The organism is Dehalobacter sp. TBBPA1 (assembly GCF_040931655.1).
In the GTDB taxonomy this organism is placed as follows: Bacteria; Bacillota; Desulfitobacteriia; order Desulfitobacteriales; family Syntrophobotulaceae; genus Dehalobacter; species Dehalobacter restrictus.
The window spans coordinates 609,301-622,794 of sequence record NZ_CP162385.1 but is presented as its reverse complement, the minus strand read 5'-3'; the positions used below and the strand labels follow the sequence as shown (position 1 = coordinate 622,794).

Here is a 13,494-nt window from a genome sequence, read left to right as displayed (position 1 = left end):
TCTTGTGTCATATGTACTTTTGTGTCTTTTCCTGTATCCTATTATAGCTTTAGTTGGTCTGAAACAAAACAACAATGGCGAAGAAACCTGTAATTTTTCTCCATATAAAGCCAGAAACCGGAATCAAATGTATTTCCAGCCTAGCGGCGGCATACATCTGGATTCCGGTCTCATTATCTTCATAAGATTACATCTGCATATCATACTTTACTGCATATCATACTTTAGGTCTACACTTATAACGCAATCTTGTTGCTTCTATAAATTATAGATCGAATTTGCTGTTAATCCTTCAAAATCGGGGTAAGCACTTTCTCCGTGTTGGGTCGTATCAAGACCGCTGACCTGTTCAGCTTCTGTAGCTGTGAGCGGAGTGATCGCTCCAATGACTTTCAGCAGGATAAACGTTACCAGACCTGCGTATATATACGTTGCTAGTACTGCGATGAGCTGTATGCCGACTTGATGGAAATCGCCAGTGTAGAACAGGCCGTCTTTACCGAGAGGGTTAACTGCGGTTGTGCAGAAGATGCCTGTCGCCAGAGCCCCCCAAGTTCCGCCGATTCCGTGGATGCCGAAGGCATCCAGCGCGTCGTCATAACCAAGCTTATCTTTAAGGATTGCAACTGCAAAGTAGCATAATCCGCCGGCTACAAGGCCGATTACCATTGCGGAGGCATTTGTTACATAGGCACAAGCAGGTGTAATGGCTACCAGTCCGGCAACAGCTCCGGAAATTGCCCCCAGGACAGTAGGCTTCCCACGGTGCAGTTTTTCTGCAACGACCCAGCCCAAAAGCCCTAAGGCAGCTGCAATAAATGTGGTCACAAAAGCGATTACTGCAATTCCGTCAGCCGCCAGTTCACTGCCTGCATTAAAGCCAAACCAGCCAAACCATAGCAGGGTGCCGCCCAGAATCACGTAAGGAATATTATGCGGAATGGTCGGATCTGTGGACTTATTGATGCGTTTTCCAATCACAAGTGCTGCGATCAGACCGGAGAAGCCTGAACTGATATGAACAACAGTACCGCCGGCAAAATCAAGTGCACCTAAATTTCCAAGCCAGCCGCCGCCCCATACCCAGTGCGCGATCGGAACGTACACCAGTAAGCTCCAGAAACTCATCAGTAAAACAAATGCGGGAAAACGCAAGCGTTCGGCAGTCGCACCGGTCATCAAGGCCGGTGTCAGGATTGCGAACATCATTTGGAAGACCATGAAGAGCAGATGCGGAATCGTAGCGCCTTCAGTTCGCGGCTCCAGCCCTACGCCCTTCAGCATCAGATGGTCGAGGCCGCCGATGACTGAACCGATATCTGGCCCAAAAGCAAGCGAATAACCTAAAACTACCCAGATAAGTGTTACAACACCCATCGCGATAATACTTTGCATCATCATGGATAAAACATGACGTTTTTTAACCAGTCCTCCGTAAAAAAAGGCCAGACCGGGTGTCATTAACATAACAAGTGCTGTGGAAATAATCATAAAACCAATATCCCCAGTTGTGTAATTCATTTTCTTCTCCTCCTTAGCTTTTCTTGATGTATTTCTTATAGATTTATAGATAGCTTGATACAAGTCTTTAGCTACGCGCCGATTGACTAATAAAAAAAAGCCTCAAAAAAGTATTGCACTTTTTTGAGGCCCCGTTGCCTGATTGACTTGCGTATAACAAACGATCTATCTGTACTATATTACCCGATAAACAATCTGTAAAGAGGTTTTTCGTTTAAATAATGTATACATTCCTGTATACATTCTTCAATATTACACATACCCGGTTAATCCTAAACCTGTCATTGGTCATAAGAGTCCAACTCCCCAGATATCCCGGCCGCAGTGCCCGCATTTCCCTTCCGTGGTTTTCATGGTTACCTGAAGGTCTCTGGTAATGACTTCCTGCCCGCATTGCGGACAATAGGTCGTATTTCCTCCTGCCATATTACCAAGGTACACATAGGGCAGGGTTTCTTTGGCCAGCGTCCATAGTTTCTTTAATTTCTTTTCATCAGTTGCCGGTATTTTGCTTTTATGCATTGGATGATATTTGCTCAAATGCCACGCCAGCGGAGCATTTAAGCCGGACAGCCATTTGGCCAGCGCCTCAATTTCCTGCGGATTGTCATTCAAGTCCGGGATAACAAGCGTTGTGATCTCGGTATGAACATTTGATACCAGCGTTTCAACTGTTTTTAGCACCCACTCCAGTTTCCCACCGGTGTATTTCTCGTAGAATTCCGAAGTAAACCCTTTGATATCAATATTGACCGCATCGATGTAAGGGATTAGATATTCGAGGTATTTCTGTTCGATAATCCCATTGGATACCAGGACGACCTTTCCTCCCCGTTCTTTGACCAGCGGAGCTGTCTCCATGATCATCTCGTACCAAACCAGAGGCTCCGTATACGTAAAGCAAATCCCGACGGACTGGTCTTCCGCGGCCATTTCCGTCAGCTGCTTCGGGGAAATCCGGCGGCCCTGCTCATATTTCTGGGAGATCTCATGGTTCTGGCAGAAGAAGCAGTGCAGGTTGCAGCCATAGCCGCCGACAGAGAATATCCGGCTTCCCGGATAGAAATGATAAAGCGGTTTCTTCTCCACAGGATCAAGATGAAACGCAGCGACTTCAGCAAAAGTCAGCGGTATGATTTCACCGTTCCGACACCCTCTGACCTTACAGAATCCGGACTGGCCTTCCTTGAGTTTACAGTGATGCGGACATAGCGGACATTCAGAAAATCCTGTCATATGCTTCATCCCTCTTTCCTGTTATTCAAAAAAACGTTCGACTTCAAAACGCCAGAGCTCGACTTCCTCCCCCGGATCAATACCAGCTTTCTGTTTGGCTATTCCGACCTGTTCCTCAACCGTATCAATCCCTTCAAGATGCGGCAGCAACAGCCCGACCTTTCCACCCCGACGTACAACTACCCCGTAACGCTGAGGATCCAGCTCTTCGGGTCCAGTAATCTTCTCCATGTCTCCAAGAACATCGACAGATACAGATACTAAGGGCAGTTCTTCCGCTTGTATCGGCCAAAAGCGTGGATCCTGGGTACCTGCTGCTATGGCGTTATGTCTAATTTCTGAAGCCAGGTTTTCTCTTACCGGTTGGATCGTACCAATGCAGCCCCGCAATGCCCCATCCTTTTTAAGGGAAACAAAGCAGCCTTTCTTTTCTTTCAGCAGAGGGTCTCCAGGAATATCTAACCTGTCAAAAGGCTGGGATGTAAGATAGTAAGTCAGGCATTCCCTGGCATAACCTGCAATCGGTGAAGAACGAAAGATCTCAGCAATGAGATAACCTACACCAAACGGTCCTTCATAGGAGAGAACCTTAATCGCGCCTTCTCGCGCCCCGAGTGCAAACAACAGGGAATGATAGCCGCACTGACCTGCTTCATCCAAAAGACTAGCGGGAATCCCCCTGAGCAGTGTTGTATCTCTTTTCAATCCTTTGACTATAAGCTGGTCCAGTTTGGGGCCTGAAGGGTGGAATCCATAAGGTCCGTCTTCTTTGAGCCGGTGGGAAAGGTCACCGCTTGCAAGCAAGGCGCAGCGTTCAGCTGCATCATTTAAAATTTGGCCGACTTTTTTTCCGTAATATTCCGGACGGCTCATCGGCATGCTTAAGACAACAATCTTCCCGGACCATCCGGCTTGATGAAGAAAATAAAGCGGAATGAGTGAACCATGATCAAGCTCTGCCCGAACAGGAAAAGCATCAGGAATCTCTTCCCTGATGGTCTCCGCGAGTTGCTGATCTGTTTCAAAGCTTAAGCTAACCTGGCCTGCCCCAAAACGGCTGAGACTCCCGGAGAGAGTGTCTCCGTCTAAGATTACCAAACCCTGCTCGGCCAGCTTCGCATGAGGAGACACAATCAAAACCGTCTGCGTATTCATCCCAATGACTTGCTGAACGAGCGTCCTATAAGCCTCTGCTGTTTGCTGACAACCCTTTTCTTCACCATGCCCGACCTCAGGCACGAGAATCGGAGGATGAGGAACAAACCCTACATAGACAAGACTCATAGCAATACCCCCTTAGTTTCTAAAGAAAATTTGGCTGACGCCGAGCCTTTGGCAATTGATTTTCTCATATCGGTTATTTCATCGGATTTGCTTCTGTCAATTTACTTCTTTTTCAAGTACTATTTTATCTTTATATATTTTCTTTTTATATGCATATTTATCCTGCCGATTCATCTGCTGGAACCGGATTAATTATAATCCGGATTATCCCCGGATTATATTTTGTATACATCGGAATAAACACTTGTTATTTCTAAGAAAGTGTGTTAACTTTTTGATATATTTTTATAGGTAATTTAAGCAAAGATGCTTATTCCTCAACCAAACGCTTTGAGGGTTAAGTTTGTTTTTGCTTTTTTTGCTTTTTGTGGTTATTTATCTATTTACCCATTATTTAATATCTAAATCTGAAGGGAGATTTCGAAACAATGGATATCTTTGCAATGAACGTTTTTAACGATGCCGTCATGAGGGAACGGCTGCCCAAAGCAACTTACAAAGCTTTGAAGAAAACAATTGAGGACGGGAAAGCGCTGGATCCAGATGTCGCCGAAGTCGTTGCGAATGCAATGAAAGACTGGGCGATTGAAAAAGGAGCTACCCACTACACCCACTGGTTCCAGCCGATGACAGGACTCACTGCCGAGAAGCACGACTCGTTTATTTCTCCGACTGCCGACGGCAAAGTCATTATGGAGTTTTCCGGCAAAGAACTGATCAAAGGTGAACCTGATGCATCTTCTTTCCCAAGCGGCGGCATTAGAGCCACGTTTGAGGCCAGAGGCTATACTGCCTGGGACTGCACCTCTCCGGCTTTTGCCAGAGAAGAGAAAAACGGCAACGTCACGCTGACGATTCCCACAGTATTCTATTCGTATACCGGTGAAGTTCTCGACAAAAAAATTCCGCTTTTGCGTTCTATGGAAGCACTCTCCAAACAAGCAGTAAGACTGTTAAAATTATTCGGCAATACGACAGCAACCCGGGTCATTTCTACGGTCGGACCCGAACAGGAATACTTTCTGATTGATAAAAGTTTTTTTGATGCCAGAATGGATTTAGTCCTTACCGGCAGAACACTCTTTGGCGCTCCTCCGGCTAAGGGCCAGGAAATGGAAGACCATTACTTCGGCAGCATCAAAGAGCGCATTGCTGCCTTTATGAAAGAATTGAATGAAGAACTCTGGAAATTAGGCGTTTTGGCTAAAACGCAGCACAACGAAGTTGCTCCTGGCCAGTTTGAGATTGCCCCAATTTTCTCAACAACCAATGTTTCTACCGACCATAACCAACTGGTCATGGATACTTTGAAAAAGGTTGCCTTGCATCATGATCTGGTCTGCCTGCTGCATGAGAAACCGTTTGCAGGTGTCAACGGTTCCGGGAAACACAATAACTGGTCCATGAGCACCAATGATGGACAGAATCTGCTTGATCCGGGAAATACCCCGCACGATAACGCTCAGTTCTTAACTTTCCTTTGTGCTGTCATTAAAGCTGTGGACGAATACTCCGAACTGCTCAGGGTCTCCGCCGCCAACCCTGGAAACGACCACCGTCTCGGCGCGAATGAGGCTCCTCCGGCGATCATTTCCATGTTCCTCGGCGACATGTTGACGGATATTGTCGAACAAATCCAAAATAACGGCGGTGCTGTATCATCCAAACCAAATGGCACTTTGACAGTCGGCGTGTCCACGCTTCCGGAAATCCCGAAGGATAACTCCGACCGTAACCGGACTTCACCATTTGCCTTTACCGGAAATAAATTTGAGTTCCGCATGGTTCCTTCCAGTGCATCCATCGCCGGCCCAAACATGGTCCTGAATACGATTGTCGCTGAAAGTATTTGCCAGATTGCCGATAAGCTTGAAAAGGCTGCCGATTTTAACAGCGAACTGCAGGCCCTCTTGAAAGAAATTCTGGTCAAACACAATCGTATCATCTTCAATGGCAACAACTATTCCGAAGACTGGGTCGTAGAAGCAGAAAAACGCGGTCTGCCGAACATCAAATCCATGGTGGAAGCTTTGGAGCACTTCATTGACGAGAAGTGTGTTAATGTGTTCGAGAAACACGGTGTATTGAGCAAACAGGAAGTTCATTCCCGCTACGAGATTTTGCTGGAGCAATACAGCAAAACGATCAATATTGAAGCCAAAACGATGATTGATATGGCTAACAGGCTTATTCTTCCCGCATCTGCAAAATATGCAACTGACCTGGCCGGTTCCGTACAAAGCGTTAAAGCTGCCGTGGCTTCTGCGGATACCTCGGCTCAGGAACAAGTCATCAAAGAAGTATCTTCGGCTTTAGGTTCCTTTAAAGCCAAAACTGTGGCTTTGGAAAAAGCTGTTTTGGGCGCGGCTGACGTTGAAGATGTCCATGCCAATGCGGTTTACTACCGTGATATCGTCTTTGCCGCGATGAATGAATTGAGGATCTATGGGGATAAGCTTGAAACACTTGTTGACGCGGAGCTTTGGCCGCTGCCGACTTATGTGGAAATGCTGTTCATCATTTAATCCATACCCTTCAGAAAAATAGCAGAGGAGAGGGCACCAGCCCTCTCCTCTGCTATTTTATTACATTCTCATCGTCATTTCTCTATCCCGCATCAGCGTTGCAGGCCATTTACTGTTTTGAGTTCTTATCGCCTGCCGGCCCAAAATCCTCCGCGGAAATTCTTAGGCTCCTGGAAAAATATAAACGCACTTGGGCAGGAATCATTAACAATATTCAAAAGTTCTTTTTGCCGATTTCTTTTGGCCAGAACCAACATTAGGAGGCGTTTCCCGTCGCGGCCTTCCCCGGTCCAGGTCGTAACGCCAAATCCTTTCTTACGCAATAATTTGGGAAGCGTCTCATCGAGCGAATCAACAATGACCTCGGCAGTCATGTACCCGAGAGCAAGTCTTTCCTCGATCCTGCTTCCCAGATACACTCCGATACCATAGCCGATGCAATAGGCTGCGATGTTCCAGTAACTGTCCAGGTTTTTCAGGATAATAGACAATCCGGCAATGTACACGAGCACTTCGATCATGGACAGCATGGAAGCATACTCCTTTAAGCCCTTGATCACAAGGATAAACCGTACCGTTGTCAGTGATACGTACGTAATATTAATAGCCATGATTAGCAGAGCAAACAGGACTACTTGGTTCATTCTTATCACCAATTTTCTTTTTTCGGCTGGATCATTCCTTGATATTATTATGATCCATTTTAGCGTAATTCTACTATGCTGTTCCGAATTTTTCTGAATTGCTGTCTCACTCACATTGCCTATTATCTCCTGCGTATTACAAAAATACCTGTATATGTAAAGAAATGAATAAAATATGCTAAGGAACACACAATAACGACGAACTGGCAAAAGACTGGCTTTTTTTCATTCCGTAAGCCAATATTCTATATCGGGAGGGGAAAATATTGAAAAAGGGCAGCTATTATGACTGGGCCCGCCAGAAAGGAATATCCCGGCGGGACTTTTTAAGGTTCTGTGCCATGACTGCAGCAATGCTGGGACTCGATGCAACCGCTGTCCCCAGAATTGTGGAAGCTTTGGAAAACAAGTCACGCCCACCTGTCATTTATCTAAATCTGCAGGAATGCACCTGCTGCGGCGAGTCTTTCATCAGGTCCGCCCATCCTTTGTTTTCGGACCTGATCTTCAATATGATTTCCCTTGATTATATGGAGACGCTGCAGGCCGCAGCCGGAACACAGGCAGAGTCTGTCCGTCTAAAAACAATGCAGGAACATTACGGGGAATATATTCTGGTAGTCGAAGGCAGCGCCACGCTGGCAGAGGGCGGCATTTACTGTACCATCGGCGGAATGACTGCCAACGAGCTCCTGAAGGAATGTGCCGATGGAGCAGCTGCCGTGATAGCGTATGGCTCCTGTGCGACCAACGCCTGTGTCCAGGGGGCACACCCCAATCCAACACAGGCTGTACCGATTCGGAGAATTGTCAAGAACAAGCCTGTCATTGACGTTCCCGGATGTCCGCCCATTGCTGAAGTCATCACCGGTACAATCGTTCATTACCTGACATTTGGGAAAATCCCGGAATTAACGAGCCTGGGTCGTCCTAAAGCCTTTTACTCCAAACGTGTCCACGACGGCTGCACCCGCCGGGCCTTCTTTGATGCCGGCCAGTTTGTGGAGCGCTTCGATGACGAAGGTGCCAGAAAAGGCTGGTGCCTGTATAAAGTTGGCTGCAAAGGCCCAGTCGCCTATAATGCCTGCGCCGTAACGGAATGGAATGACGGAGTCAGCTTTCCTGTGAAATCAGGACACCCTTGTATGGCCTGTTCCGAGAATAATTGGTATGATTCCAGCACGCCTTTTTATACTCACCTGGCTGAGATCCCCAATGAGGCCATCGGCGGCAACCCTGACCATATCGGTCTTGCCGCTTTAGGTGTGGCCGGTCTGGGTGTTGTTGCCCATGGGGGAATTACGGCCGCTGCCAAAGGGCGTGGGAAAATGAACCACCCGAACAGAAGTACAGATACTGAACAAAGAAGACACGTAACTAAGAAGACGAATGATAAAGAAGACTAATGCAGAAAGGTTTTGAATCTCAATGACAACAAGAATTGTTGTGGATCCTGTCACCCGGATCGAAGGTCATTTACGCATTGAAGCCATTGTTGACGGTACAAAGATCAGCGATGCCGTCAGCTCAGGAACAACATTTAGAGGAATTGAAAAGATTGTCGAAAACAGGGATCCACGTGATGTCTGGGCGTTTGTCCAACGAATCTGCGGTGTTTGCACGCACATCCATGCGATTGCTTCTGTGCGGGCAGTGGAAGATGCCTTGAATTATCCGATCCCCAAAAATGCCAATTACATACGCAATATCATGACGCTGACCCAATTTACCCAGGATCATGTGATTCATTTTTATCATTTGCATGGTTTTGATTGGATTGATGTCTTAAGCGCGTTAAAGGCTGATCCTAAAGCAACAAGCAGTCTGGCCATGTCCATCTCCTCCTGGCCTAATTCTTCCGAAGGCTACTTCAGGGATGTGCAAAATAAAGTTAAGAATATTGTCCAAAGCGGTCAGCTTGGCATTTTTGCCAATGCTTACTGGGGCCATCCCGCTTATCGCTTACCGCCGGAAGCCAATCTAATGGGAGTCGCGCATTACCTGGAAGCATTAAGTTGGCAAAAAGAAATTGCCAAAGTCCATACCGTGTTCGGAGGGAAAAACCCGCACCCGAACTATCTGGTCGGCGGGCATGCTTCGAGCATCAACCTTGATGATGTCCATGTTCTGAATATGGAACGCCTGAATCTTGTGAAAACGAAGATCGATGAAGCCCAAACGTTTGTCAACCAGGTTCTTATTCCGGATATTCTGGCCATTGCTAGTTTTTATAAAAAAGATCTTTGGGGAGGCGGGATCGGCAACTTCCTGGCCTACGGCGGTGTACCACTCGTCGATATCCACGAACCGGACAGCTACCTGTTCCCGCGCGGGATTGTCCTGAACAGAGATTTGAGCAAAGTCTATGATCTTGATCTAAAGGATCCAAACCATATTCAGGAATTTGTATCTCACTCGTGGTATCAATATGCGGATAAGGATGCCGGGCTTCACCCGTGGCAGGGGCGGACGGATCCAGCGTATGACGGGCCCAAACCACCTTATCACAATTTGGATCAATCAAAAAAATACAGCTGGATCAAAACACCGCGCTGGCAGGGCCATGCGATGGAAGTCGGCCCGCTGGCCCGCTTCGTGGTTGCTTATGCCAAAGGCAATAAGGAAATCAAGGAAATGGTCGACAGCTCCCTGCGGAAACTGGATCTTCCGCTCAACGCTTTGTTTTCAACGCTCGGACGAACGCTGGCCAGAGCACTGGAAGCAAAATTTTGTGTCGATCAACTTGCCGGTTTTTATGCGGACCTAATCGCTAATATTAAAGCCGGTGACACACAGACCTTCAATCCTGAAAAATGGGAACCGAGCCGCTGGCCGGCAGAAGCGCAGGGTGTTGGCTGGGCTGAGGCCCCGCGAGGAGCCCTAGCTCACTGGATTAAAATCCGCGGCGGCAAAGTGGAAGGCTATCAGGCGGTTGTGCCAACAACCTGGAATGCCTCACCACGGGATGCTACAGGACAAAAAGGTCCATATGAGGCGTCGCTGCTCGACACACCGGTCGCTGCTACCGACCAGCCCCTGGAACTGCTCCGGACCATTCACTCATTTGACCCCTGCATCGCCTGCGCAGCACACCTGATAACACCGCAAGGAAAACCACTAAGCTAGGGAAAATCCAGGGGCCACAATGTCTGCGTGCCATGGAGACGGCACAATCAGTCGAAACAGCCGCACTACACTATCCTGCGGAACTGTGCCCCCCAGACTGGTAGTAGGGTTATCCAAGAGAATCTGTACTTCATTCTAAATGATATGGAGGGATTACGATTGGCCTTATCCAAAGAAAAGAAAAGTTCCGCTCCGATGCCGCAGCGCAGACCGGTATATGTCTGGCAATTTCCTGTCCGGATGTTTCACTGGATAAACGCAGCCGCCGTCACCGTACTCTTTCTCACAGGTTTGTATATCGGAAATCCTGTTTTCGTTACCCCTGGAGAAGCATTCCAGCAGTTTTTAATGGGATCAGTTCGCTACTGGCATGGAATAGCCGCTTTTATCTTTACGGCCAATCTGTTATTTCGCCTCTATTGGTTCTGGGCAGGCAATGAATATGCCAAAATACGTTTCTGGCAGAAGGCTTTTTGGCAGGACCTCAAGTCAACAATCCGCTACTATTTATTTATGAGAGGAGAACATCAGGGACATCTCGGGCATAATGCCTTGGCCCAGCTATCTTATCTTCTTTTCATCTGGATCGGAAGTTTTTTCATGATTATAACGGGTTTCGCTATGCGGATAGGCACCAATCCGGATGGTATATCCGGAAAGTTTTTTTCCTGGGTCATTCCGGCTTTTCACAACGAAAATTTGGTCAGAATGAGTCATCATCTTGTCGCTTGGGGCTATGTGGTCTTTTTGTTGATTCACCTCTACCTTGTATTCAGACAGGATCTTCTGGATGATGATGCTACTACCTCATCCATGATCAATGGGTATAAATATGAATTACCCTCTACTGTCGGCGCTGAAGAAGCCCGTACCCCTGAATATGTTGTACTCCAGAAGGGGGATTAACTTGAATTTCGAGCCCAAACAGGTCTTTTATGAGCCTGAAGCCCTGAATTATCCACTTGGGAAGAAGCTTGTTGATTATTTTCGGCAAATCAAGATTCCGGTCAAAGCGACAAGCTCTCACAACAGAATAACCGGTCTGAGCGGGGATACTGCTGCCAAAACCTATTTTGAAGCCAAAAAAACATTGGTGATCGGTGTCAAACGCGGAAAAACGTTTCAAACCTGCAAACCCTCGGCTCATTATCAGCTGCCGCTGACCACAAGCTGTCCCGGGATGTGCGAATATTGTTATTTAGCCACGACGCTGGGTGCAAGACCGTACATCCGCATCTATGTCAATATGAATGAACTGCTTGAAAAAGCCCAAACTTTAATCCAGGAACGTTTACCCGAGATCACTTATTTCGAAGGAGCCGCAGTTTCCGACCCAATCCCGGTGGAACAATATACAGGCAGTCTGCGAAAAAGCATTGAATTTTTTGGAAGACAGCCTCAGGGCAGGTTCCGCTTTGTTACAAAATTCACTGACGTCGATAGCCTTTTGGATCTGGAACATCACGGCCATACCAGGTTTCGTTTCAGCCTGAATTGCGAAGAAATCATCAGAAAGTATGAGCATGGGACACCATCCGCTGAAAATAGAATAAGGGCAGCCGGAAAAGTACTTGGCGCCGGCTACCCTTTAGGTTTTATTATTGCCCCGATTATCAGATTCGAGAACTGGATGGATCAATACGAAAAGCTCTTTGCTGACCTGGCAGAGCAGTTAAAAGCCGCTTCTCCGGCAAACTTTTCTCCTGCAGCGCTTACATTTGAATTTATCACACATCGTTTTTCTTCCCGGGCCAAGTCCAATATTTTAAATATCTATCCGCAGACAAGCCTACCGATGGATGAAGCTTCGCGTAAATTTAAATTCGGGCAGTTCGGCTACGGAAAATATGTCTACCCACCCGTTGAAATGGAGGAAATAAAGACTTCCTTTCTGGCGTTTATGGACCGTCATTTCCCCGGAGCAAAAGCCAAATACTTTATTTAGCTTTTCGGCTATAGTACCGTCCATGGCACGTTATTGCTCCTTGCCAGTATGCTGGTATTCGGCATACCATCTTTTAATGGCTTGCTTGCTTTGCTCGCTCGGGTAATAATTTTTATTTTCATCATCTTTGCCCACAGCAAAAACAGAAAACCCAAGATGCCAGGTTTCTTTTTCATACACTTGCTGATAAGCCAGAAAGCAATTTGCCTGCTCCTGGTTATTAATTATTTCCGACGGCAAGGGATTCCAGGGATGAACTGCAGCACCGTCTCTTTTTGGGAAACCCAATTCACCAAAGAATACAGGTTTGTTCCATTTCGCAGACAGCTGCTTTAATTCATCATAGATATTCTGGTTTCGGTCGAAAATTCGGGTCTTATAGATCGAGCTTACAAGGTTATCTACCGTATTGGTCTCCTGGTCGGTCAATTCAAAATAAGCTGCCACAGAGATAAAATCCACTTTTCCAAGAAGCGGATTATTTAATTTTGTAATGTAGGTATCGTACGCCAAATTCTGCCCGGCATTCCATTCAGCTGTATACCACCAGTTTGTCCGGTAAGTCATTTTGCCCGGGTATCCCGCCCTGACAAAATCCGCGACATCGGTCCAATAACCGCATTGATCCTCGAATTGATCAAAGTTGGAACCGATACATAGGGCGTAGACTTTATTCGGCTTAGCCACATCACGGATGAGTTCGGCAAGGACGACCTGTTTCCAGTTCCAGAACCATTGGTTAATATCATCCGGCTTGAGATCCGTCTCATATTTCTCACCGTTTTGAATATACGGATAAGGTTCCAGAATGACGTTAATTCCTTTATATTTTAAGCGTTTAATCAGCCGGACCGCTTTCTTTTCACTTTCGGCATTGATACACATCGTACTGGCTGTCAACGACGGAATATCAATTTGGACAGGGACGTTCAGGGTATTCAGCCCGAGACTGTCTATATCGCTAAGAGCTTGTTCAATTGTATAATCTACAGACAGGTTTGCCGATTTTATCTTTTCCCCCCATGGGGTAATAATCCTGTTCTTTTCGTATTGATGGCCAATATAGACAATATCCACCAGAACCAGTTTAATGATGAGCAACACCGTAATAATGACACCTAACACAATCAGCGGGGTCTTATTTCTTTTGAGCATATCCAGCAAATTCTTCAATATTCTGATCCTTCCTAGGAATAGTACCATGTTAAATAAA

Annotated in this window: 10 protein-coding genes; 5 read left to right on the top strand and 5 right to left on the bottom strand. The window is 46.7% G+C overall.

Annotation, left to right across the window (positions count from 1 at the left end):
* Window positions 1-258 precede the first annotated feature (258 nt).
* The 3 genes from AB3489_RS03065 to amrA all read right to left on the bottom strand — a co-directional run bounded on the left by AB3489_RS03065 (window position 259) and on the right by amrA (window position 4,041).
* A complete protein-coding gene (locus AB3489_RS03065; protein WP_368293907.1) occupies window positions 259-1,521 on the bottom strand; it encodes an ammonium transporter in 1,263 nt (420 codons plus the stop codon).
* A 288-nt stretch (window positions 1,522-1,809) separates the two neighbouring features.
* Entirely contained in the window at window positions 1,810-2,757 is a 948-nt protein-coding gene (gene amrS, locus AB3489_RS03060) for an AmmeMemoRadiSam system radical SAM enzyme (protein ID WP_158208483.1), read from the bottom strand.
* A 21-nt stretch (window positions 2,758-2,778) separates the two neighbouring features.
* Window positions 2,779-4,041, bottom strand: a complete 1,263-nt coding sequence (gene amrA, locus AB3489_RS03055) for an AmmeMemoRadiSam system protein A (RefSeq protein WP_368293906.1) — start codon at window positions 4,039-4,041, stop codon at window positions 2,779-2,781.
* Window positions 4,042-4,469: 428 nt separating this feature from the next.
* Between amrA and AB3489_RS03050 the strand changes: the two genes are divergently transcribed.
* A complete protein-coding gene (locus AB3489_RS03050) occupies window positions 4,470-6,566 on the top strand; it encodes a glutamine synthetase III (protein WP_368293905.1) in 2,097 nt (698 codons plus the stop codon).
* Window positions 6,567-6,691: 125 nt separating this feature from the next.
* Here the strand turns inward: AB3489_RS03050 and AB3489_RS03045 are convergent, their stop codons facing one another.
* On the bottom strand, window positions 6,692-7,210 hold the full coding sequence (locus AB3489_RS03045) for a DUF2179 domain-containing protein (RefSeq protein ID WP_368293904.1): 519 nt from the start codon (window positions 7,208-7,210) through the stop codon (window positions 6,692-6,694).
* Window positions 7,211-7,476: 266 nt separating this feature from the next.
* On the opposite strand from AB3489_RS03045, the gene AB3489_RS03040 reads away from it, so the two are divergent.
* The 4 genes from AB3489_RS03040 to splB all read left to right on the top strand — a co-directional run bounded on the left by AB3489_RS03040 (window position 7,477) and on the right by splB (window position 12,281).
* A complete protein-coding gene (locus AB3489_RS03040) occupies window positions 7,477-8,616 on the top strand; it encodes a hydrogenase small subunit (RefSeq protein WP_368293903.1) in 1,140 nt (379 codons plus the stop codon).
* A 22-nt stretch (window positions 8,617-8,638) separates the two neighbouring features.
* Window positions 8,639-10,336 carry a nickel-dependent hydrogenase large subunit gene (locus AB3489_RS03035; RefSeq protein ID WP_368293902.1) on the top strand — a complete coding sequence of 566 codons (1,698 nt, stop codon included), beginning with the start codon at window positions 8,639-8,641 and terminating at the stop codon, window positions 10,334-10,336.
* 159 nt (window positions 10,337-10,495) lie between these two features.
* Window positions 10,496-11,242 carry a Ni/Fe-hydrogenase, b-type cytochrome subunit gene (gene cybH, locus AB3489_RS03030; protein ID WP_368293901.1) on the top strand — a complete coding sequence of 249 codons (747 nt, stop codon included), beginning with the start codon at window positions 10,496-10,498 and terminating at the stop codon, window positions 11,240-11,242.
* A complete protein-coding gene (gene splB, locus AB3489_RS03025; RefSeq protein WP_368293900.1) occupies window positions 11,217-12,281 on the top strand; it encodes a spore photoproduct lyase in 1,065 nt (354 codons plus the stop codon). The genes cybH and splB overlap by 26 nt, the downstream gene beginning before the upstream one ends.
* A gap of 30 nt (window positions 12,282-12,311) precedes the next feature.
* On the opposite strand, the gene AB3489_RS03020 is transcribed toward splB, so the two are convergent.
* Window positions 12,312-13,454, bottom strand: coding sequence for a hydrolase (locus tag AB3489_RS03020; RefSeq protein ID WP_368293898.1), 1,143 nt, complete (start codon window positions 13,452-13,454; stop codon window positions 12,312-12,314).
* Window positions 13,455-13,494: the final 40 nt, after the last annotated feature.